The organism is Hymenobacter roseosalivarius DSM 11622 (assembly GCF_900176135.1).
Classification (GTDB): Bacteria; Bacteroidota; Bacteroidia; order Cytophagales; family Hymenobacteraceae; genus Hymenobacter; species Hymenobacter roseosalivarius.
On the sequence record NZ_FWWW01000100.1, the window covers coordinates 1 to 21,259 of the forward strand.

16 protein-coding genes are annotated in these 21,259 nt (G+C 56.5%); 8 read left to right on the forward strand and 8 right to left on the reverse strand.

Annotation, left to right across the window (positions count from 1 at the left end):
- The first annotated feature begins 587 nt into the window (after positions 1–587).
- Positions 588–1,709, forward strand: a complete 1,122-nt coding sequence (locus tag B9A24_RS19400; protein ID WP_159452109.1) for a flavin monoamine oxidase family protein — start codon at positions 588–590, stop codon at positions 1,707–1,709.
- Positions 1,710–1,755: 46 nt separating this feature from the next.
- Here the strand turns inward: B9A24_RS19400 and B9A24_RS19405 are convergent, their stop codons facing one another.
- Positions 1,756–3,885, reverse strand: a complete 2,130-nt coding sequence (locus B9A24_RS19405; protein WP_084447682.1) for a heavy metal translocating P-type ATPase — start codon at positions 3,883–3,885, stop codon at positions 1,756–1,758.
- Positions 3,886–4,212: 327 nt separating this feature from the next.
- On the reverse strand, positions 4,213–5,316 hold the full coding sequence (locus tag B9A24_RS19410; protein ID WP_084447683.1) for a vWA domain-containing protein: 1,104 nt from the start codon (positions 5,314–5,316) through the stop codon (positions 4,213–4,215).
- Positions 5,317–5,529: 213 nt separating this feature from the next.
- Here B9A24_RS19410 and B9A24_RS19415 point away from each other — a divergent pair, with 213 nt between their 5' ends.
- From B9A24_RS19415 to B9A24_RS19430, 4 genes are all read left to right on the forward strand, one after another.
- A complete protein-coding gene (locus B9A24_RS19415) occupies positions 5,530–5,811 on the forward strand; it encodes a DUF427 domain-containing protein (RefSeq protein WP_084447684.1) in 282 nt (93 codons plus the stop codon).
- A 92-nt stretch (positions 5,812–5,903) separates the two neighbouring features.
- Complete coding sequence (locus B9A24_RS19420; RefSeq protein ID WP_084447685.1) at positions 5,904–6,551, forward strand: hypothetical protein; 648 nt, start codon at positions 5,904–5,906, stop codon at positions 6,549–6,551.
- A 227-nt stretch (positions 6,552–6,778) separates the two neighbouring features.
- Positions 6,779–7,636 (forward strand): bifunctional transcriptional activator/DNA repair enzyme AdaA, encoded by an 858-nt coding sequence (locus tag B9A24_RS19425; RefSeq protein WP_084447686.1) that lies wholly within the window; start codon positions 6,779–6,781, stop codon positions 7,634–7,636.
- Between the two features lie 100 nt (positions 7,637–7,736).
- A complete protein-coding gene (locus B9A24_RS19430; RefSeq protein ID WP_084447687.1) occupies positions 7,737–8,714 on the forward strand; it encodes an AAA family ATPase in 978 nt (325 codons plus the stop codon).
- 95 nt (positions 8,715–8,809) lie between these two features.
- Here B9A24_RS19430 and B9A24_RS19435 read toward each other — a convergent pair whose 3' ends face one another.
- Both B9A24_RS19435 and B9A24_RS19440 read right to left on the reverse strand, forming a co-directional pair.
- Positions 8,810–9,787 carry an acyl-ACP desaturase gene (locus B9A24_RS19435; RefSeq protein ID WP_084447688.1) on the reverse strand — a complete coding sequence of 326 codons (978 nt, stop codon included), beginning with the start codon at positions 9,785–9,787 and terminating at the stop codon, positions 8,810–8,812.
- A gap of 105 nt (positions 9,788–9,892) precedes the next feature.
- Positions 9,893–11,536, reverse strand: coding sequence for a hypothetical protein (locus tag B9A24_RS19440; protein ID WP_084447689.1), 1,644 nt, complete (start codon positions 11,534–11,536; stop codon positions 9,893–9,895).
- Between the two features lie 68 nt (positions 11,537–11,604).
- On the opposite strand from B9A24_RS19440, the gene B9A24_RS19445 reads away from it, so the two are divergent.
- Positions 11,605–13,302 (forward strand): ArnT family glycosyltransferase, encoded by a 1,698-nt coding sequence (locus B9A24_RS19445; RefSeq protein WP_143435075.1) that lies wholly within the window; start codon positions 11,605–11,607, stop codon positions 13,300–13,302.
- Positions 13,303–13,722: 420 nt separating this feature from the next.
- Here the strand turns inward: B9A24_RS19445 and B9A24_RS19450 are convergent, their stop codons facing one another.
- Positions 13,723–14,532, reverse strand: a complete 810-nt coding sequence (locus B9A24_RS19450) for a phytanoyl-CoA dioxygenase family protein (protein ID WP_143435078.1) — start codon at positions 14,530–14,532, stop codon at positions 13,723–13,725.
- Positions 14,533–14,747: 215 nt separating this feature from the next.
- On the opposite strand from B9A24_RS19450, the gene B9A24_RS19455 reads away from it, so the two are divergent.
- Positions 14,748–16,358, forward strand: a complete 1,611-nt coding sequence (locus tag B9A24_RS19455; protein WP_084447692.1) for an ArnT family glycosyltransferase — start codon at positions 14,748–14,750, stop codon at positions 16,356–16,358.
- A 54-nt stretch (positions 16,359–16,412) separates the two neighbouring features.
- Here B9A24_RS19455 and B9A24_RS19460 read toward each other — a convergent pair whose 3' ends face one another.
- The 3 genes from B9A24_RS19460 to B9A24_RS19465 all read right to left on the reverse strand — a co-directional run bounded on the left by B9A24_RS19460 (position 16,413) and on the right by B9A24_RS19465 (position 19,839).
- Positions 16,413–17,363: a glycosyltransferase family 2 protein gene (locus B9A24_RS19460; protein ID WP_159452111.1), complete on the reverse strand. Its 951-nt coding sequence runs from the start codon at positions 17,361–17,363 to the stop codon at positions 16,413–16,415.
- Entirely contained in the window at positions 17,356–18,678 is a 1,323-nt protein-coding gene (locus tag B9A24_RS22150; RefSeq protein WP_159452112.1) for an MATE family efflux transporter, read from the reverse strand. Before B9A24_RS22150 ends, B9A24_RS19460 begins: the two co-directional genes overlap by 8 nt.
- A 141-nt stretch (positions 18,679–18,819) precedes the next feature.
- Entirely contained in the window at positions 18,820–19,839 is a 1,020-nt protein-coding gene (locus tag B9A24_RS19465) for a hypothetical protein (protein ID WP_084447694.1), read from the reverse strand.
- A 155-nt stretch (positions 19,840–19,994) separates the two neighbouring features.
- Here B9A24_RS19465 and corA point away from each other — a divergent pair, with 155 nt between their 5' ends.
- A complete protein-coding gene (corA, locus tag B9A24_RS19470; RefSeq protein WP_084447695.1) occupies positions 19,995–21,194 on the forward strand; it encodes a magnesium/cobalt transporter CorA in 1,200 nt (399 codons plus the stop codon).
- Positions 21,195–21,259: the final 65 nt, after the last annotated feature.

Here is a 21,259-nt window from a genome sequence, read left to right on the forward strand (position 1 = left end):
ATCAGGACTTGTAGGGGGCTTTTTCTTTAGAAATCAGACAGACCAGTAATGGTCAGCTCCTTTCCACACAGAGAATTTCAGAGTCCACGGCAGCAAGCATGCTCCTGTAGTATCAGGGCGGTGAGGCTTGCATATGGCTTTATAGATTAAAACAGTTGGGACTTACGCGTTTGGCGCCTCAACCTCGTTTCCAGCCTTTGAGGGCCTATTTTTAAGCGCCAATTAGTTCCGCTTGAAGAAACAAAAGTGGCTTCAGATGTGGTAAAAGCCCGTTGAGAAACTTCAAGTGCGTAAGTCCTATATCTATTGGTCTAAAAATCAGCGCCTAAAAATTATCTTTTTAAGTAGCCACTGCTAGCAGAAAAGCCCTGCCGTATTTGCGTCACCACCTCGTTGATGGCAGTGACGTCTTACTTCCTGACACTGACCGCAGGCAATAAGGCAAACGTGAAATCCCCCGAAGTTCAGACCCACTTTTGCCCTAGCCGCCGTGAAGTACATTTGCTATCTGAACAGAAATATCAGTCGCCCCGCCGTACGCCCCTCTCCTCTACATGACTACCCCATTACCTGCTTCTGCTACCCCAATGCCGTCCGTTCTCATCATTGGGGCGGGGCTGGCTGGCCTGATGGCTGCCTATACCCTCCAAATGGCGGGGGTGCCCGTACGCGTGCTGGAGGCCCGCGACCGGGTGGGGGGGCGCACGTGGGCGGTGCCAGCGCTTTCGGGTAGTCCGGAGGCTGAGTTGATAGATCTGGGAGCTACTTGGGGCTGGGCGCACCACCCAGAGCTAATGCACTTGCTGCCGGAGCTAGGCATCCGTCCGTTTGAGCAGCACAGCGCGGGCACTACCATCTACGAGACGCCGCAGGGCATCTACCGTTTGGCGCAAGCCTCTGGCTCAACCGGCTACCTGCGCTTTGCTGGGGGCGCGGCCGTGCTCTGCCGTACATTGACCCAGCGCCTGCCAGCCAACTGCCTCCAGTTAAGCACGCACGTGACGGCCATCCGCCAGTTGCCCGATGGCCAGGGGGTGGAAGTGCGGGCGGTGCAGGGCGACAGCACTTGCACATATATAGCCTCCGCCGTGGTGGTCGCACTGCCGCCTCGATTAATAGCCCACAGTATCCAATTCGAGCCTGCCTTACCGACGCTGTTGCACCAGACGCTACGCACGGTGCCAACCTGGATGAGTCATGCTATGAAGAGCGTGGTGGTGTATGAGCAGCCCTTCTGGCGGGCACATAGCTGGTCGGGCTTTGCGGTCAGCCAGGTAGGACCGCTGCTGGAGATACACGATGCTTCGCCGGAAAATGCTCAGTTGGGTGCGTTGTTTGGATTCTTTGCCACACCGCATCCCTTGCGTACCGCCTCACTCATGGAGCGCAAGGCCGCGGTGCTGGCTCAATTGACGCGCTTATTTGGCCCCCAGGCTGCTCACCCGCTCGCTTACCACGAGCTGGACTGGGCGCAGGAGCCGTTCACCAGCGTGCCCGGCGATGAGCAGCTGCCCCTGCAGGTACCATTGCAGGGCCCCGAACTACTGCGCCAACCCATATGGCAAGGAACCCTGCTCTGGGCCGGAGCCGAAACGTCGCTTGGTGAATGGGGCCGCCTGAATGGAGCCATCGAATCGGGGCGCTGGGCAGCGAAGCAGGTATTGCAGCAGCTAAAGGAGGCTGCTGCACCGGTGCCGAAAACTAAATAAGCTGCGTAACAATCAGCCTTCGGACTGGGGCAGTTGGGGGGCAAATCTATCGCTTAGTGAAATTCATGCGCTGAATGCGGACCGCGTTCAGGATGGCCAGCAGAGCCACGCCGACATCGGCAAATACGGCTTCCCACATCGTAGCCAAGCCGCCGGCACCTAGGGCCAGCACCACGGCCTTCACCCCAAATGCTAGCCAGATGTTCTGCCACACCACCGAATGCGTGGCGCGGGCAATGCGGCGGGCGGTGGCAATTTTGCTGGGGTGGTCGGTTTGAATCACCACGTCGGCCGTTTCGATGGTGGCGTCGGAGCCGAGGCCGCCCATGGCAATGCCTACGTCGGCCAGAGCCACCACGGGAGCGTCATTTACCCCGTCACCCACGAATGCCAGCTTGCGTCCCTCCTTGAGATACTGCTGCACGTAGCGGGCTTTGTCTTCGGGCAGCAGGCCGCCGTGGGCCTCGTCAATGCCAAGCTCCTTGGCCACGCGCTGGGTGATGCTGTCTTTGTCGCCGGAAAGCATTACCAGCTTGGTAATGCCATCGGCTTTCAGCTCCTGCACGGCCTGGGCCGCGTCTTCTTTGGGCGCGTCAGCCACGGTTAGGTAGCCAGCGTACTGGCCATCGACGGCGGCTACGACGATGCTGTCTGCCACCTGCTCCACTTCTGCGGGATACGGCACGTTGAACCGGGTGAGCAGCTTGGCGTTGCCGGCCAGCACCTCGTGACCGTCTACGAGGCCGTGCAGGCCGTGGCCGGCAATCTCTTCTACCTGGTCCACGGCCACACCCGCTGCGGCCGAACCTACATGCGTAACCACGGCCTTGGCAATGGGGTGGGTAGACTTAGTTTCCAGCGCGCCTACCAACCGAAGCAGTTGGGTGGTCTCGGTCCCGAGGGCCGGCTGCACTTGCTGCACGGCAAATACGCCCTGAGTGAGCGTCCCGGTCTTGTCCATCACCACGGTATCAATTTCGCGCATGACATCCAGAAAGTTGGAGCCCTTGAACAGAATGCCCGCCTTCGAGGCTGCCCCAATTCCGCCAAAGTAGCCCAGTGGAATACTCACCACCAGCGCACACGGACAGGAAATCACGAGAAAGATGAGGGAGCGGTAAAGCCAGGTGCGGAACACGTAGTCGTCTACTATAAAGTACGGCAGCACAATAACCAGCGTGGCCAGCGCCACCACGATGGGCGTGTATACTTTGGCAAAGCGGGTGATGAAAAGCTGGGTTTTGGCCTTGCGGCCGACGGCGTCCTGCACCATGGCCAGAATCTTGGCCAGCTTGGTATCCTGGTAGGTAGCAGTTACTGCTATCTGCACCAGGCGCTCCAGGTTGATCATGCCGGCCAACACCGTTTCGCCGGCCTGCTTGGTTTGGGGGGCCGATTCGCCCGTGAGAGCTGCCGTGTTGAAGCTGGCCGCAGCAATTTGCAGCGTACCGTCCAGCGCCACTTTCTCGCCGGGCTTAACTTCTATTACATCACCTAGCTGCACCTGCTGAGGGTCTAATATTAAACTTTGCCCCCCACGCACCACCGTCACTTCAGTAGCTTGAATTTCGAGCAGGGCCCGGATGCTGCGCTTGGCGCGGTTCACGGCGGCGTCCTGAAACAGCTCGCCCGCGGTATAGAATAGCATCACAGCCACGCCTTCAGGATACTCACCGATGGCAAACGCCCCCAGCGTAGCCAGACTCATGAGCAGAAACTCATTGAAAATATTGCCGGAAGGAATGCTATACACGGCCGAACGAATCACCTTCCAACCCACTAGCACAAAGGCCAGCCCATACCAGAGCAGCCGCACCGGGCCAGTGAAGAAGGCTACATCGGCGTAATCGAGGGCCAGGCCGCCGAGCAGGAGCGCCAAGCTAACGCCGGGCCACAGATAGGGATTTGTCCCTGCGTCATCGTGGCTATGGTCGCCGTGGTCGTTGGCGGTGGGGGCCTTTTTTGCGGGCTGCTCTACGCTGCAGCAGGCATCGGCGTCGGCGGTGCGCTTGGGCGCGGGCAGCACCGGTGCGTGGTCGTGGCCGGGTACGTCGTGGCCCTGGGGTGAAGTGGCAGCTTCGGGTGTGAGTTGGTTGCGGCTGATGGCACCCGCGTTAGCCGGGTCGACCTGCTTGGCGGTGTTTAATGGTTCACTTATATCGGAGGGCTTCTTCATAGAGCATTTAATCAATAAGAGAAGGCGGGGGGCATTTTCTTCTCTTTCCAGCTACATCAGCACCACAAGCCCCGTCACCAGCAGACGCCCCAAGCTTATAACTCGCTCATTTTGAGCATTGGCTTATCCTTACTACGCAATTAAGAGAAAAGCATAGAGGAATTATGCCTGGGCTGGGCATCGAAACGCCCCTCCGCAGAACCAACAGTTCGCTATCAAAGCACACTCAGACCTATAAAAACAAAGAAGCCGCCGGAGTTACGAAACCCCGGCGGCTGCCATGAAAAGTAATTTTGCGTCAGCTACGCCTCTTAGCTACATACTGTCTTACAACGACTTGCGACGATTCTTTTTGTAGTCTTCGAAAATCAGGTGACCCAAGCCTTTCAAGCCGCTGAAGTAGGCTTTGCCCTGGTTGACCTCTGTAAACTCGTTCACAAACTGCTGCAAGTACGGATCTGAGGCAATCATGAAGGTGGTGATCGGGATTTTGAGGCGGCGGGCGGCGGCGGCCAGGTTCAGAGTTTTGTTGACCACTTTCCGGTCCAGCCCGAAGCTGTTTTTGTAGTAGCCGTTGCCTTCTTTCAGGCAGGTGGGCTTACCGTCGGTAATCATGAAGATCTGCTTGTTGGCGGTTTTGCGCTTGCGCAACAGGTCCATGGCCAGCTCCAGACCGGCAACGGTATTGGTGTGGTACGGGCCAACTTCGAGGTAAGGCAAATCCTTTACCTTGATTTCCCAGGCGTCGTTGCCGAAGACGATGACGTCGAGGAAGTCTTTGGGGTACTTCTGCTTTACCAGCTCGGCCAAGGCCATCGCTACCTTTTTGGCGGGCGTGATGCGGTCCTCGCCGTAGAGAATCATGGAGTGCGAAATATCGATCATAAGCACGGTGCTGGTCTGCGACTTATGCTCGTTCTCGCGCACCTCCAGGTCGCCTTCGGCCAGCATAAACTCATCGGTGAGACCGTGGTTGAGCTGGGCGTTGCGAATGCTCTCGGTCATCGAAATCTGGTCGAGGGAGTCGCCGAAGCGGAACTCGCGCATGTCGGTGCTCTGCTCGTCGCCCTGGCCGGTGTGGGGCGTGCGGTGGTTGCCGGTGTTGCTCTTTTTGAGCTTACCGAAGATTTCCTCCAAAGCACTCTTCCGAATGCCCTGCTCGGTTTTAGGCGTTATCTTAAATGCCCCCCGCTCCTGCTCGTTTTCGTCGATGTAGCCCTTGGTTTTCAGGTCTTCGATGAAATTGCCGATGCCGTACTCGCCTTCGGTCAGGCCGTATTGCTTGTCGAGCTGGGAAAGCCAGGAAAGCGCCTCCCCCACGTCGCCGGACGTGATGGTGACCAGTTGCATAAATATCTTGAATAAAGAGTCGAAGCCTTTTTCGGGCGACTCATCGGGCACGAAGTCCCGGAAGCGAAAACCAGCAGCCATAGGAAGGGAGATTGAAGCCTGAGAACAACGGCGTGGCCGGCAATGTTCACCCGGAGTACCACAAGCAAGTTACAGCTTTGCCGAAACACACCACGGCACGCGTTTGCGCGCTGAACAACGGTGCTGCTTGTTTGTAGTATAATGGCGTCACAATCAGCGGGCGACACTCGTAAAAAAGCCCCCTGACTTCTTCCTACCCAACTTCTTTTACTTATGAAAGCCATCTGGAATAATACGATTCTGGCCGAGAGCAACGACACGGTTGTCGTGGAGAACAACCACTATTTCCCCGCCGATTCCATTAAGCGCGAGTTTTTTGAGGACAGCATCGCCCAGACCACCTGCCCCTGGAAGGGTCGCGCCAGCTACTACTCCGTGCGGGTAAATGGCGAGCTGAACAAAGATGTCGCCTGGTATTACCCCGAGCCCAAAGACGCCGCCAAACAGATCCAGGGCCGCGTGGCGTTCTGGAAAGGTGTGCAGATACAGCCCTAGCGAATCCAAAAAGCCCCCCGGCGCAACCTGGACTGCTATGCGTCGTTTGCAGGAAGAGGTCGGCCAAGGTAGGCCGATGACTTATATCATCAATGCGTTTCGTTATAAAGCAGTATTCTTTCCAAGGTATTCTGGGGGGCATTTTGGTGGGGCTGAGTGTGGTGGGCAGCGGGTGCGACAGTCAGCGCACGGTCACTGAAGGTGCCAATCCGGCCGCGCCGAGTGCGGAGGCTACGGTGCCCATTAGTTTCCAGAAAGAAGTAGCTCAGAACGATTACCGCTTCAGCGTGCAAACCACCGGCACCGGCACCAAGCGTATCCTTTCCCTGCGCGCTGCCAAAGACAACCGCGAGCTGTACACAACTTCCATTCCCATTGAAGGCGAGGTAAGCGACGCGGTAGCCACCAACCTCAACGACGACAAGTACCCGGAGCTGTTCATCTTCGTGGCGGGCGCGGGCAGCGGTTCTTACGGCCGCTTGGTAGGCTATGAGTTTATAAATCAAGGCCATCGACCCCTGACCTTGCCAGAGCTAAGCGGCCCCGCCGCCGCTGGCTATATGGGCCAGGATGCGTTTCGGGTAGAAGGCAGGCAGTTGCTCCGCTCCTTCCCCGTGTATCGGCCCGACGACCCGAACAGCACGCCCTCGGGTGGCATTCGCACCGTGACCTACACCATGGAGCCCGGCATGGTGCTGGCTGTGGCCGGCTTCAATGATGCTCCTGCTCGGGCGCAGTAGGTTTGAATGTGGCTGGGGTGGTACTACGACTCCAAAGTCGTAGTACCACTATCGCTGCTGATGCCTGCATAATCAAAGGTCGTTCAACAATAGTGGTACTACGACTTTGGAGTCGTAGTACCTCTCGGCTCCAATTCAGGGGGCTTTCTGTGCCAAACACCGCAAGTTTCGGGTGGTAGCAAAACCGGCGCGGCAGTACTTTTGATTACCACCTCAGCCTTCTACCGATGACGGATTACGAGCGTATCGCGGCGGCCATTGCCTACGCCCGCACTCACTTTAAAACGCAGCCTGATCTGGACGAAATGGCCCGGCAGGCCCACTGGAGCCCGTTCCACTTTCAGCGAAAGTTTCAGGAGTGGGCCGGCATGTCGCCGAAGAAGTTTCTGCAATACCTCAGCCTCGACCACGCCAAAACCCTGTTGCGCCAGCAGCTTTCCGTCGCCGATACGGCTTACGAAACCGGCCTGTCCGGCCCAGGCCGCCTCCACGACTTATTCGTGAGTCTGGAGGCCATGACGCCCGGCGAATACCGCCAGGGCGGTGCCGACCTGCATATCGACTATAGCTTCGGTGATAGTCCTTTCGGGCGCTATCTGGTAGCCACTACGTTCAAAGGCATCTGCAAGCTGGTGTTCCCCGAAACTGATGAGGCGGCCGTAGCCGAGTTGCATCAGGAGTGGCCTCAAGCCATTCTTGCAGCTCAGGAAACGGTTGTTCACGGGCAGGTGGCGCGCTTTTTCAATGGCACCTTCTCTCCCACCGACCGCTTCACCATGCACCTGAAAGGCACGCCGTTTCAATTGAAAGTGTGGGCCGCCCTCCTGCACATTCCCGAAGGCCAGCTTACTACTTATTCCCAGTTGGCCCGCGTAGCCGGCCACGAGCGGGCCGTGCGGGCAGTAGGCACCGCGGTGGGCGACAATCCCATCAGCTACCTCATCCCCTGCCACCGGGTCATTCGCCAGACCGGCGAGCTGGGCCAGTACCGCTGGGGCGCGACTCGCAAAGTGGCTTTGGTTGGCTGGGAGGCAGCACGAGTTCATCCGCAGGCATTGGTGGCCGCGCCAGGCTTGTTTGATTAGGAAGTAGCCGCCAGAGTTGGAACTCTGTGCCTCCGCCACCCGCAAACCCAACCATACAGCGTTGCGTTAGTCACTTTTAGGTTATCAACACCGCGCGCTTATGCCCTTCTTCTTTCTCCATCGTCGTTCTCAGCTCTACGGGCTGGTAGTTGGCAGCGTGGTACTAGTAAGCGGCTGCAACACGGCCACTCGCTCTCTGGCCCCGGAAAATGTGCCTGACGAAAGTGAATGCGCCCCACTGACGCCCGTCATGGCTCCCCGCGGCTACGTGGTACTGCCAGAAGCAGAAGTAGTCGCCGATTCGCTGCTGACCCGCACCTTCTCGGCCGACGCCGTGCGCACAGCCAACGTATGTGGACTCGTGCCCCACCTGCGCGATCTGCTGGCTACGCCGACGGGCTCGCTACCGCGTGTCGTGGCCCGGCAGCGCGTGGGCGACCAGTTGACCGACGTTGTGCTGGAGATTTCCAGCACGGCTGGCGAGCTGGACTGTGAGGAAGAGCGGGCCGACCAAATTGCCGACTACCTACTCGACGAAGCCGGCTCCCGCGTTAAGCGCCTCACCATTATGGCTATTTTGCTCGGGGCATTGGGCACGGTGGCTACTGGCCTGATGTCTTTGTTCAATGTGCGTAAAACTATTTACCGGCCCGTCGGCATTGCCATTGGCCTCGTAGGGGCTGCGCTGGGCTACTCCAGCCTGCGCACGTCGGCGGCGGCCGATATCCCGTTCACCCACCACCGCAATGCCCTGAGCGACATCTGGCACGGCCCAGCCGAGTCGCGGGTGTTTCCGGCCGCGGTCTGGAATTTTCTGTCACGGCCCGGCATCCGGGGGGCCGGGCAACCTCCGCTACGCCAGCGCCTGCTGAAGCGCTGGCTGACGGCCGGGGAGCTGGGAGCTAAAAACGAAGACGAAAAAAAGCAACTGGAGAACCTGCTGTTTGGGGCCGGTGGCACGTATCGGGCCGATGCGCTACGGATCCGGGCCAACCTCTTCGACCAACTCGAATCTAACGTTAATCTCATGAAAAGCGATGTACAGCAGCTCGCCCGCGAAGTGGCCGAGATTGAGTAACTCCCTGAAGCCGAGCCTGCACTCAGCAGCAAGCTATTTATATAAAAAGCCCCCCGGAAACATTTCCGGGGGGCTTTTTTGTCATCTTCTATGGATTACTCGATCCACTTAAATTTGTATTCCAACTTCGGAACGGACATGCGGTCGGCGACGCGGCGCAGGCGGTTGGGGAGCGCCATGATATATTCGCGGGCCTTTTCTGCCTGACCATTGAGGCCAGTGATTTGGTCGACTTTCCAGGTGGTGATCAGGCCTTCCAGAATGTCAGTGTAATCCTGACTGGTGTACACGCCCAAGCGCTGGGCGGCGTCGGTGAAGTGGCCGAAAGTTTTACCCATATCTACGCCCATTTCGCGCATGTAGTGGGCGGGCATTACAATCTTCTTACGCATCATATCTTCGAAGGCCAGCATCATTTCGGATGGGTCAACCTCGAAGATCTTGTCAACAAACGTCTGATACACACGGGCGTGGCGCGACTCGTCGCCGGCAATCATGCCGCAGAGCTTGGAGAGCTGGTCGTCGCCGGCCTTGCGGGCCAGCGTACCCACGCGGCGGTGCGAAAGGTTGGTGGCGGCTTCCTGGTAGCTGGTGTAAATGAAAGCGCGGTACGGATCGTGGGCAGTGCCCAGGTCGAAGCCGTCGGCAATCAGGTACTGGGTGCTCACCTCAAACTCGCGCATGTTTACGCGGCCGGAGAGGTAGAGGTAGCGGTTGAGCAGGTCGCCGTGGCGGTTTTCCTCCGCAGTCCAGCCCCGAATCCACTGGGCCCAGCCGTTGTTGGGGTCGCGGTTGAGGTCGTCGAGCTGGTGAAACCAGGCTTCGTAATTGGGGAGTGCTTCTTCCGTAATCGTGTCGCCGATGAGTACGGCCAGCAGGTCATAGCTGAGTTCTTTGGCGCGCTCACGCATGAGCTTTACTTCGTCAAAAAACGTATCGAGGCGGGAGTCGGGCAGGAAATCGGAGGGCTGCCAGCTGTCTTCCACTTTTTTAAGGAAGGAGCCCATGTTTTCCCGTAAAAAGGATTCCAGATGCTGAAGCACCTCCCCGCGGGAGGTTACGGTTGCGAGCATGACGTTGGGTAGAAGAGTAGAAGGGAACGGAAGGCCAAAGGTAGGCATTCGCATTTCTCAAATACGATATATAGCCTTGCAAGGGCTATTACAAAATTTTGGCTTTTAGGGCTTTTCTATAATTTTTGGCCGCACATGATAAAGCTGCGGCAAGGTGGAGTCCGGCGTTATCCTATTAAGGAGGCTAAACGTCAGGCCGAGCTTGCCAGCTGGTCGGTGATACTGAGTGTAGCGCTGCAGAAACGGGATTACTTCGGGGGCTAAAGCCCACCGTACACCGGGCCGCTGGGCCAAGCGAAACAAGCTGGTGCTGAAGTCGCGCGTGCCGGTGAGCTGTTGCCGGAGCGCGGGCAGCGAGGGATGCAGCGTGGCCCACCCCGTGAGCGGCAATTGTGGCCCCGGCAGCGTATACACCCGAAACGGCGACAACGACTTATACGCAACTTCCAGGTTAGCCGTAACCAGAATTTGCCCCCCAGCCGTGGCACGGGCTAACTTGCTTAGATAGGTCTCGTGATGCAGACGCCCGGCGGCTAGCAATTGCTTTCTATGCAACGTTTTGTAGCCGTAAATTCCTGTTATCAGAACCAACACAACCAATGCTAAGCGCGGAAACGGTACGCGTACTGCTGGCGTCTGTCGCAACCAATAAATAACATTGCTGAGGGTGAAGAGCGTGAAAAGCGGAAGCCCCAGGCGCGGCGGCAGCTTCAGCCCTACTCCTATACTTAGGATCAGTAAGGCAAAGCCAAATTGAGTCAGCCAGAAAAAAAGCCGGCCGCGAATGGGCGGATTGCGTAGCAGGCTCACAAAAATGAGTACGTTCAGCAGTAACAGTGGAAAGTAGTCGCGCACGACCAACTTGCCCAATGTGACCAGTTTAGCAGGCGCGGATTGGCGTAGGAAGTAGTCAGCGTTTTTGGGGATGGTTCGCTGGAAAAAAGCTTCGTTGACTACTGTTGAGTCACTTAAAATCCAGTGGCTAACGGCCTGCACGCCAAGAGTATCAGAAGTGGTTTTTGGCTGCGGCTGATAAAGCTGAAAGTCGTTGAGATTGGACTTGAGCACATCCAGGACACGGAAGCGCGTAGCCGCCACCGAGCGGGTGAGCGTGAGCGTGAGGCCACCCAGCCCGGCCAGTAGCAACGCCGCCGCCAGCACGCAGGCCCCGCGGCGCTGGCCCAGCCACAGCCCACCGGGCACTACAACCAGTAGCCCCAGCACCGCCGCGCTGGGCCGAATCAGCCAGGCCGCCCCGAAAGCCACTAACCCAAGTGCTATGGCCCAGCCTCGGCCGGTGCGTTGGGCCGCAAAAAGCCCCCCGGCCCCGGCCAGCAACAAGGGCACCCGCATATAGTTGAACCACAGGCTGTTTTCGATAAAGACCAGGCTAAAAAAGAGGATCAGCACCAGGGTTATTTGCCACGGTGTCAGACTAGGGGCCAGCAGGCGATTAAGCACCGCGAAAAGCAAAACCAGGGCCGCGTAGAGCAAAGCATACAGCGACAAGCCATACCAGGGTACCGCCGGAAAGCGCGCGTACAGGGCGGTCAGCGCGGGCGCAAAGCCGTGGAAATACAGATGCAAATTTGTGACAGGGGCTGCGGCCGTAGTCCCCCGTAGCAGCTGCGTAATAATCAGATCGTCGTTGGTTTCGTAGTAGGCACCCAGCCCCCCGATGGCCAGCAGCAACAGGAGCAGCGGCAGCAGCAATACCCGAAAAAAGCCCCCCAAGGTAGCGGTGTTCATGCCTGCAAGGTAGGGAGCGGCGGGACTTAAGTTAGTAGGTGCTGCGCCGGGCTGCCTACCTTGTGGCCGTGAATACTCGTCCGTTCGTTCGTCTGGCTTTCCTCACGCTCCTGTTGGTGGGGCTGTTTACTGTCGCGTACTTCTTCCTGACGCATGAGGGCTTGTACGCCCTCGACGATTATTACTATTCCCGCTACGCCCACCAGCTGGCCACGGGCACCTTCCAGCTGGCTCCCGACCCCATGGGTTTGCTCGTTGATCCGCTGCGTGAAAGGCCCCTGATTTTTGGGCCCGTTGCCTTACTGTACAGGCTTTTCGGCATCAATATCATTACCACCACTTTATGGCCGCTGCTGGCTACGCTAGGCTGCGCGGCAGTGCTTTGGCTTTTGTACGGAAAGCGCGAACCTATCGTGGCAGCGGGGGCAATGCTGCTATTGGGGCTGCACTACTTTAACCTTAATCTTACAAACTATCTTTATCCTGATAATATACTGATGTTCTGGTGTTTATCCTGCTCTTGCGCGTTGCTTATCGGACGGCGTGATGGGCAGCTTTCCGTGGGCTGGTGGGGAGCATCCTTTGCTGTACTCAACTTCGCGGCCCTGCTCAGCAAAGAGACTATTGTCTACTATCTGCCCTTTTACCTGGGCATCTTTCTACTAGACCTACGGCGCCGTCGCAATGGTCAATTTTGGCTGACTGCCTTCGCTATGGGTGCAGGTTTATTGCTGGGGTATCTCCTCTTTTATCAAGTGTATACCAATGACGCGCTATACCGCATTCACCTGATTGAGCGCACCAACGAATTCCTGAAAGAAGGCAATTACATCTTGGGCAAGCGCAATACGTTGTTCTATCGTCTTACCATGGCTCCCCCCAATTTTTTCATCAGCACTGGGCTGGGCGGAGCCGTAGTTTTAGCCGTAGCAGCCTTGCTGAATCAGCGCCGCCAGCCCGATTCAGATGCTGCCTATTGGCTGGCGCTGGTGGGCTCCACGCTGGCTTTTTACTGGTTTGGCAGCACCTCCCTTACGCAGTATAACCCCATTACCCTGCTGCCGCGCATGGCCACTCCCCTGCTGCCGCCGCTATGTGTGGCGGCAGGCTTTGGACTGCGTAATTTTAGCCGTTCCGGACGGGGCGCGGGCTGGATAGCACTGGCTTTGCTGGCTTGCGCGGGCTGGGCGCGAAGCTCTGTTTCCGTGATTTATGGCGGACTAAGCGTGTATTTTGGATTAATAGCACTCCTAGCTAATCCCGCCGCCCGCGCCAGCTGGCGGCGGCCCGGCACATATACCTTCGCCGCGCTGCTCCTGCTGGTGGTGGGCGGCACTACTGCAATCAGGCCAGCCTACTTCATGACCAAGCCAAGCGTATCATCACACTTTGCGCAGAATCAGCTGATTGCAGGATACTTACGACCGCCGGCGCAAGGCGTAGTATTCGTGGATGACTACCTGATAAGCAACTATGACTACTATTACGGGCATAAAAAGCCCCCCGGTATCCATTTCCGGCGTTACGCGGCCCGCGACTCCGTTCGCCTGGAGTCCGGCCAGCAGGCCTGGCTGCTTCTGAACCGCAGCACACTTACCAATGATGAATTGACGAGAAAGCTCATCCGCTATTCGGCGGCGGACGTATTGGCTTGCTATCCGCGGCGGCGACTGGTAGCCGAAGTGGGCAAGGTCAGTCTATATACGCTTGATTTGGGCGGAACGGCAACCGCGATGCCAGCAGCTACGCTGCGGAATGATAAATAAGCAGAAGTGAAATACTTTTCGGCGTTGGCACCTGATATCTTACTGAATGCTCTAGATAGTAATGAGCATCAGCAGGCAGCTTACAGCCAGCAATAAAGTAACTAGGTATGTTTGACGACGATAGTAGACAGTAGTTTTCATAAGCGTGTCACTAGCATTTAATTTATATCCAAATTTCTCCATAAACCACTCGCTTAACAAGGAAAGAATAGGGCTATTTGTGACATGGTTATTCCCTAAATAATAGACAATTACAAATAAATAATACTAATATTTCAATGGGCGGAAATTAGTTCAGCGGGTAATTCTGTTTAAGCCCTACCATAAGATTAAAGCAAGATTAGCGTATCGTGCACCAGAGCTTATCAATATGACTCCCAGGTGAATCCGTAATGCCATAGTTTAGCTGAAACCTACTGCCTATACCGCCCAGAACCGCATTTCTAATGATAAGCGGGTGGCATCTATGTTAAGATTTACCGCGCCGCCGTGTAGCAGATAAGGCGAAAACAGTAACACTTCCGCAGGAGCTGGATTGGGACGAATCAGCCGCAAGGGTTCAGCCGTATGTTTGACAGCTGGCACTGTGTAAGTTACGCCATTGTACACAGCCCCATTTTGGGTGCGTTCTACGCGGTTTTCGGGCCACCAGTGACTGCCTGGCACCAGGCTCAGGGAAGAGTCGGCAGTGCTGCCAGCTACCGGCACGTAGATATTAATGCAGTCATCATAATCAGGCAGCCACACATCCCGGTGGAGCGGATTATTATCGGAGCGGCCGGGCCTTACCAAGCGCAGATGAAACAGACGCATCTGATCAAAAGGGTTATAGGCTTGTACCGGGTGGCCACATAGCTCCGAAACCCGCGCCTCTAACAAAGCCGCTGGCAAGGGCAACCGGTCAATGGAGTATTCCTTCGTCATATTCACCACGGCCAGATGCCGCTGCTGGTCATCACCAATCAATTTGTGGTAGTCGGCCACCGAAAAATCAGCCGCGACGGGTAAGCCGGCCGCCGCTAGTGCCTCGCGTACCAATGTTTCCAGGCCTGCCTGTAGTTGCTGCTGCTCGGGAGCCGGCAATAATTCCGCCACCGTGTAGCCAGCGTCGGCCCAGGAGGAACCATAGGTAAGGTCGATGCTGTCAGCCAGAAGCACTTTATCTTCGACCTGACCGCTTTCGCCCTCAATCTGGTAGATTACCTCGCGTGCGTTGATGCTGGCTTTCATAAAAATGGGAGCAGGTTTGATTTTGAAGAAGGTAAGCGCTACAAATACGGCAATGATTCTGGGTAGCGAAGCATAATACTCCCGCAAATTAGGGCAAAGCGATAGTCAGGCGCAAAGTTTTCATTGTTCCGCCTTCTTTACATTAACGCACCAACATTGGATAACTTGCCACCGTGTCAGCGCCAATCTTCCGTCTACTACCCCGCTTCACGCTTGTGTTCGTTGGGCTCTTTACTATTGCCTTTTTCCTTTTTGCTCACGAGGGCCTGTATGATTACGATGACTACAACTATGCTCGATACGCCCACCAGCTAGCTACTGGCACCTTTGACCTACCCCCCGAACCGGGCCATCTTGACTATACCCCGCTCCACCAACGCCTAATGGTTTTTGGGCCGGTCGCCCTGTTCTATAAGCTGCTGGGCGTCGGGATATTTACTACTACCTTCTGGCCCTTGCTCTGCACGCTTGGTACCAGCCTGATTTTCTATCTGCTTTACCGCCAGCAAGCGCCAGTGGTTGCCAGCGCGGCAATATCACTGCTGGGTCTGCATTACTTCACGCTCAACCTCAGCATCTACCTCTACCCCGATAATGTCCTGATGTTCTTTGCGGCGGGCAGTGCAGCAGCGCTCCTGCACGGCCGCCGTGCCGCGCAGAAGCATCCAGTTTGGTGGGGCTTGGGTTTTGCCCTGCTGAATTTCACGGCCTTACTCAGTAAGGAAACCATCGTCTACTACCTTCCTTTCTACCTGGGCGTTTTGATACTCGATTTATGGCATGGCCGCCACGGCAAGTTCTGGCTAGCCGCACTAAGCGCCGGGACGACACTGCTAGCTATCTACTTGCTTGTTTGTCAGGTAGCTGCACATGACTTGCTATATCGCTTCCACGTTATTGAATCTGTTAATGAGGTGCGAAAAATAGGCAACACCTCCACTGGCTATGGCGGTATAGTGGCTCGCATTACTTATATGCCGCTTCAGCTACTTATAGGTACAGGGCTTGGAGTCGCGTTACTGCTGGTGATAGTAGCTGCAACCAAAAGCAGCCGCTTGAGCAGCGACGCTTGCTATTGGCTGGCGTTGGCGGGCAGCTCGTTGGCCTTTTACTGGCTGGGTAGCACTTCCCTCAGCTATTACAATCCTAATTCTCTGCTGCCACGCATGCTCACTCCCCTTCTGCCGCCGTTATGCCTAGCAGCGGGCTTTGGCCTGGACTATCTTGTGCGCACAGGTCGAGGCGGGTGGTTTCTAGCCTTGGGCCTGTTAGGCTGTGCAGCATGGCTGCGAAGTAGTATTAGTATCGTGTACGGGCTACTGGGGGGCTTTTTTGCCTTGGTAGCCGGACTTCTATCCGTTGGCGTTGGCCGCAAAAAAGTGGAGCGATATGGTCCGGGCACTGTATTTTTTGCAGGCGCTACGCTGGCTGTTTTAAGCTTAACTATAGCCATTCGTCCTGCTTATTTTATGAGTAAGCCGAGCAACTCGGGCTACTTTGCTCAGCAGCGTGTGATGCAGCAGGAATTACGTGGGCCGGCCGGGGGCATCGTGTTAATGGATAATTTCTCGCTGCATAAGTGCGAGATTATGTATGGATTTCAGGTGCCAACTGGCCTCCGTTTTCACCGTTATGCTGCCTATGATACGCTTCGCAAGGTGCCGGGCCGGCCAATCTGGCTGCTGATTAACCGGCCAATCCTCAGCAACGATGAGCTGATTCCGCAGGTAATATCTGCTTCAGCTGAGCAAGTGCTGACCCGTTTTCCGCATCGTAAGCTTCACGCCCGGGATAATGGGGTGGAGCTGTATTTGTTGCTGAATTGAACAGAAAACGATATCCCCAGATGGAGTTGAGTAGCCAGCGTCAATAAGTGCAGGTTAGCATCGCAAACGGCTCCAGCCAGCCAGTAGCCTATCGAGGAGGTGAGCGTTATTCGTTTGGCGCAACAACGCGTAAAAGGCCAACGCGTGCATATAATTGCCCCAGCGCACCGTTTGCCGCATCTCCCAGCGCAGCCGCACCGCTAGAGCCGCCAGTTCCCTCGGGTTTTTACATAAAGCCCGCGCCTTATAGCAAGTCTGGATAGTGGAATCTAGATGGGGATCTGAGGGTAAATAAGCCGTGCGCGACATGGCTTGAGGATGCTTGCGCTTGCGGGTAGTTACCTGGTCCAGAAAGTAGAAATGCCAGTTGCGCGCCGCCCGGACCCAGAAATCGAAATCTTCATAGTACAGCGTCTCGTCGTAGCCCCCTAGCTCGTCGAGGGTGGCGCGGCGCATCATCATGGTGGGCGTGCTGATAAAGTAGCGCGCCAATACATCGGCAAATACGTCGCCGGAGGCCGGGCGCGGCTGGAGGCCCTTTTTGGTATGTCGGAAATGGTGGCGCATAAAGCGCGACTGTTCATCTATCAGCTCCGCATCGGAATACACCACGCCATAGTTAGCCGGCAGGCGCTGAAAAGCCGCAACCTGCTGCGCTACGCGCTGGGGCAGCAGCACGTCATCGGTGGCGAAATCAATCAAAAAAGCCCCCCGCGACTGTCGGAATGCCTGATTGAAACCAGCGCACAAACCCAGGTTTTGAGTGTGCAGCGTGAGCTTCCAGGCAGGATTGCTGGCAGTATATTCGCGCAGAATACTAGGGCTGGCATCGGTGCTGCCATTATCTACCAGCAGAACTTCGAGCGCGGAGTAGGTTTGGGCCAAAATGGAATCCAGCGCTTCGCGTAGGAAAGGGGCATGATTGTGACACAGCGCCACAATCGTTACGAGCGGCTCTGGCTCAATTAAGATCGGCTGGGGGGCATTTTTCTCCGCATCATCCATTGCCGCGCCGTAAATAAGACCGAAAGTACACTGCGCTGAGCAGCAGCAGCAAGCCGAAGCGGCCAGCGTGGGCCAGCGGCACACCCAGCAGACCATAGTGCGGTAGCAGCCCCTGCAATAAGGCGACATACAGCATCGCCGAGCCCGCCTGCACCGCCACGTAGCGTCCCACCTGGGCCTTGGCCGTAAGCAGAAACAGCAACAGCCAAGTGATAAACTTAGCCCAATCGCCCAGGAGCTGGGGGGCAAAAAGGTAGCTGGCCGCGGCAAACTGCACGTTGAATAGCAAGGGCAACAGCCAATCGCGCAACAAGTAAACCAGGCTCAGCCCCACGGCCAGTACCGGTGCCAGCAGCAGCACTACCGTACGCACGTACGCCCGCTGCGCGGCGGGCTGGGTGCTCAAGGCGGCCAAACGCGGGTAATAGACGCTGCTCATCAGGGCCGTAAAAACCATGGTATAGTTGTCGGAGATTTTAGCTACTGCCTGCCAAAGATCGGTTTGGGCGAGTCCGAAGCGCGCAATCAGCACCTCACGCAGCGCAAAGTTGACGGCCGTACCGAATACCAGTAAGCTGCCAGCCATGAGCAGAAAGCGGCCCAGGCTCCTTAGAGCAACCTTACTTACCCGCCCGCTAAGCCGGGGCAGCAGGCCTGCCCGCGCGCACACCACGGCAGTAGGCAGCAGCGTGAGGGCCTGGGCCAGCAGATAGGTAAGCAGCACCTGTTCCACGGGCCACCCCAGGGCCAGGGCAGCGCCTACCCCGCTCACGCCCAAAAAGCTGAGCGTCACTGTCAGCCAGACGTAGGCACGCAGCTGTCCGGCCGCCAGCAGCACCGACCCAAGCAGGGCATGCGCCGAGAGCAGACCAATACCCAGTATAAACCAAAACATCCAGCCCGCCGTGAGTTGAAACACGCCTACCAGCGGCCCCGGCGTCAGCAGTAGCGCCAGCGCACCTAGCAGCAGCCCCACCAGATTCAGAATGATACCAGCCCCAAACCAAGCCCGGTATCGCCCCGAGCCCGCCCGCAATGGAGCCAGGTATTTCACCAACCCGACATGAACTCCGTCATAGGGCAGGATGGTGAACAGGGCCAGTAGATTTTGGAAGTGAGCTAACAGCGTAAGGCCACCAGGACCACCGTAGAGGGCCAGCAGCTTATTTAGCAACAGTGCTCCTGCGGTTCGCGCGCCAATGCCCAGCGTAGAAGTGAGCGAACCGCGCAGAAACCGCCCTGTTATCGTAGCGCTGGGCTCCGGCTCAAACTGGGGGGCATTTTGGGCAACGCTAGGTGGCAGTTTTGCAGGCACAGAACAGAGTTGAAACCACTGAGAAGTAGAATCGGATAGTCACACCACAACGCACAATGATAGTGGAATCAACAGATTTCTAACCCCAACGGTGCGGACTGCTACTACGATATCTACGCGAAAGCGGAGCAATAACTAACCCTACGCTGCCTCCCATTCCAAGGTCAGCTTTAAGCTCAAAATGCCCCCCAGATGTCGCTTGAACTGTAACAGCGACTGATTTAAGCCAGTGGGCAGCGTCGAGGTGCCCAGGTCGAGGAGGGCTAACCCGCTGGCACGACCGAACGCGTGCAAGCCTTCATTGAGCAACACCACCGGGCTGAACGCATTGTAGATCAGTGGGCTAGCTGGATAAAAGTTGTATAGCACCCGCTCGTTTACCTGAATAGCTACCGTAAGCGCCGCCCACTCCCCTGCTGAGTCGCGCACCGAGAATAGGAAATGGTTATTGGGAAATACCCGAAACAGCTGCGTTAGCCTTTCCTCGCTGAGCGACAGGTGCTGACCCTTTTCCTCGCGGCAGCGTCGTAAAAATTCATAGGCTTTGGGCAGAAAAAACAGCGGTTCCTGCTCAAAATGGAAGCCGTGGCGCCGACACTTGGCCAGGCGCCGCCGCTCCGATGGGTGCAGCCGCGCCTCAAAGTCCTGGTCCAGTGGCAAGTGATTATTCAATTCGGCTAGCGTTACTTTATAGCCTAACTGGCTCAATACCTGCGTCATCAGCGCGCTTCCTGCCGGGTCGTAGGCGAAGGGATAGGCGCGTATGCGCAGCCGCCGCACCCCGACTTCCTCAAGCGTTGAGTGAACCGCCAGCATCAACGACTTCAGGGCCGCCGCTGGTACTCCGGGGGCCATCTGTATTCCCCCAAACGGTGCCTGATACGGACTGTAAGCCAGCATATTAATATCCGCATCGATAAAAACGTGCAGTTGCGCTACGGTCTGGGCGCGGGCTTCGTTTTCGAGGTAAAACGCCAGATGCCGGCCCGCCGACCGCTGGAGACTAAGGTGAGCCGGCTGCATGTACAGAAACGACTCGAATGCCAGCGGTAGCGTCGGCTCACTCCCCTGCCCACACCGCACCACGTACTGGGCCTCATTCGTGGAGAAAGCAAGCAGTTGGGCAGTGCCGATGGTGGAGTTCACTAAGGAAAAAGTCAAATTCGGACTGCGAAATTACGAGTAAAACTGCGCGGTTTGCTTTACTTATAAAGAATGATGCCGCTACTCTAGGCCATTTCACCCAAGGTGAAACCCATCTGACTTTAACCTTACTTACCTTAGAAACCCTAAACGCTCGCTTTCCCTTTTGCCGCATGGAACCCACGTCGTCGCAATCTACCGCAAACCTGGACCTGGCGTCGGACGGCCCGGAGACGGAGCACCCTAATGGCGTAGCCGACCGCACCGCGACTCGCCTGGCCAGGGAGCAAGCCATTGGCCAGCGGCCGGGCACGCTCACCATCCGCCCCGACGCCCTGACTCCGCGCCTGTTCATGATTTCCTACACCAATGATTTCTTTCTGGAAAAAGAGTACAGCAGCTACGCTGAGCTGATCCAGTATTTTCGGGCTAACCCAACCCTTAAGCACTGGATTGATGTCCGGGGCTACAACGACCTGGACTTGTTGCAGCACATGATGGCTGATTTTGCCATTCATCCGCTTTTAATGGAGGATGTGCTCAGTGATTATCAACGGGCTAAGGTGGATATTCTTGAAGATGGGCGGCTGTTTCTAGTTTCCCGCATGACGGAATTTACGTCCTTACTCGAAATTGACGACGATCAACTCTCCATCTTCACGGGGCCCAATTATATCCTCAGCTTTCAGGATGACTATGATGATTGCCTCGAAGCGGTGCGTAACCGGCTCCGCTCGGGCTTTAGCCAGATAAAAGCCCGCTCCTCGCTCTATCTGGCCTACGCCCTCACCGATGTGGTGCTCGATCATTACTACCCTACCATGGCCGCCATCGGCGACTATATTGAAACCTTGGAGCATCGAATTCTGACCGAGCGGCGGGTCGACCGGCGCTTACTCAACCGGATTTTGCACGTAAAGAAGGATATCATTCGTTTCCGGCGCCTGGTGTACCCGGAGCGCGAGAAAATCGCGGAAATCCTGCGCCAGCCCGATGACGTGATTCCGGATGATATCAAGCTGTTTTTTCGCGACTGCTACGACCACGCCATCCAAAGCCTGGACTTGGCCGAAAGCTACCGTGAATCCGTCACTAGCCTAGTTGATCTGTTCATGTCGGACCAAAGCAACCGCATGAACGAGGTTATGAAGGTGCTTACCATTATCAGCAGCATCTTTATTCCCCTCAGCTTCGTGGTGGGCCTGTATGGCATGAACTTCCAACGCCAGGCCCCCGATGGTAGCATTAACCATCTCAATATGCCGGAGCTTTACGAACCCTGGGGCTATCCCGTGCTGCTGGGGGTTCTGGGCTTTATCGTGACGGGTCAGCTTATTTATTTCTACCGTAAAGGCTGGCTTACCAACCGCTGACCAGCTTGGAGCATTCCTTAAAAGTTGAGTTAGCAGAACGCGGCAGAAACGCAATAGTTGGAGTC

Bases quoted from the DNA above. Each gene is read 5' to 3' on its own strand.
- B9A24_RS19400 (WP_159452109.1), top strand. From the start codon at position 588: ATGCCGTCCGTTCTCATCATTGGGGCGGGGCTGGCTGGCCTGATGGCT.
- B9A24_RS19405 (WP_084447682.1), bottom strand. From the start codon at position 3,885: ATGAAGAAGCCCTCCGATATAAGTGAACCATTAAACACCGCCAAGCAG.
- B9A24_RS19410 (WP_084447683.1), bottom strand. From the start codon at position 5,316: ATGGCTGCTGGTTTTCGCTTCCGGGACTTCGTGCCCGATGAGTCGCCC.
- B9A24_RS19415 (WP_084447684.1), top strand. From the start codon at position 5,530: ATGAAAGCCATCTGGAATAATACGATTCTGGCCGAGAGCAACGACACG.
- B9A24_RS19420 (WP_084447685.1), top strand. From the start codon at position 5,904: ATGCGTTTCGTTATAAAGCAGTATTCTTTCCAAGGTATTCTGGGGGGC.
- B9A24_RS19425 (WP_084447686.1), top strand. From the start codon at position 6,779: ATGACGGATTACGAGCGTATCGCGGCGGCCATTGCCTACGCCCGCACT.
- B9A24_RS19430 (WP_084447687.1), top strand. From the start codon at position 7,737: ATGCCCTTCTTCTTTCTCCATCGTCGTTCTCAGCTCTACGGGCTGGTA.
- B9A24_RS19435 (WP_084447688.1), bottom strand. From the start codon at position 9,787: ATGCTCGCAACCGTAACCTCCCGCGGGGAGGTGCTTCAGCATCTGGAA.
- B9A24_RS19440 (WP_084447689.1), bottom strand. From the start codon at position 11,536: ATGAACACCGCTACCTTGGGGGGCTTTTTTCGGGTATTGCTGCTGCCG.
- B9A24_RS19450 (WP_143435078.1), bottom strand. From the start codon at position 14,532: ATGAAAGCCAGCATCAACGCACGCGAGGTAATCTACCAGATTGAGGGC.
- B9A24_RS19460 (WP_159452111.1), bottom strand. From the start codon at position 17,363: ATGGATGATGCGGAGAAAAATGCCCCCCAGCCGATCTTAATTGAGCCA.
- corA (WP_084447695.1), top strand. From the start codon at position 19,995: ATGGAACCCACGTCGTCGCAATCTACCGCAAACCTGGACCTGGCGTCG.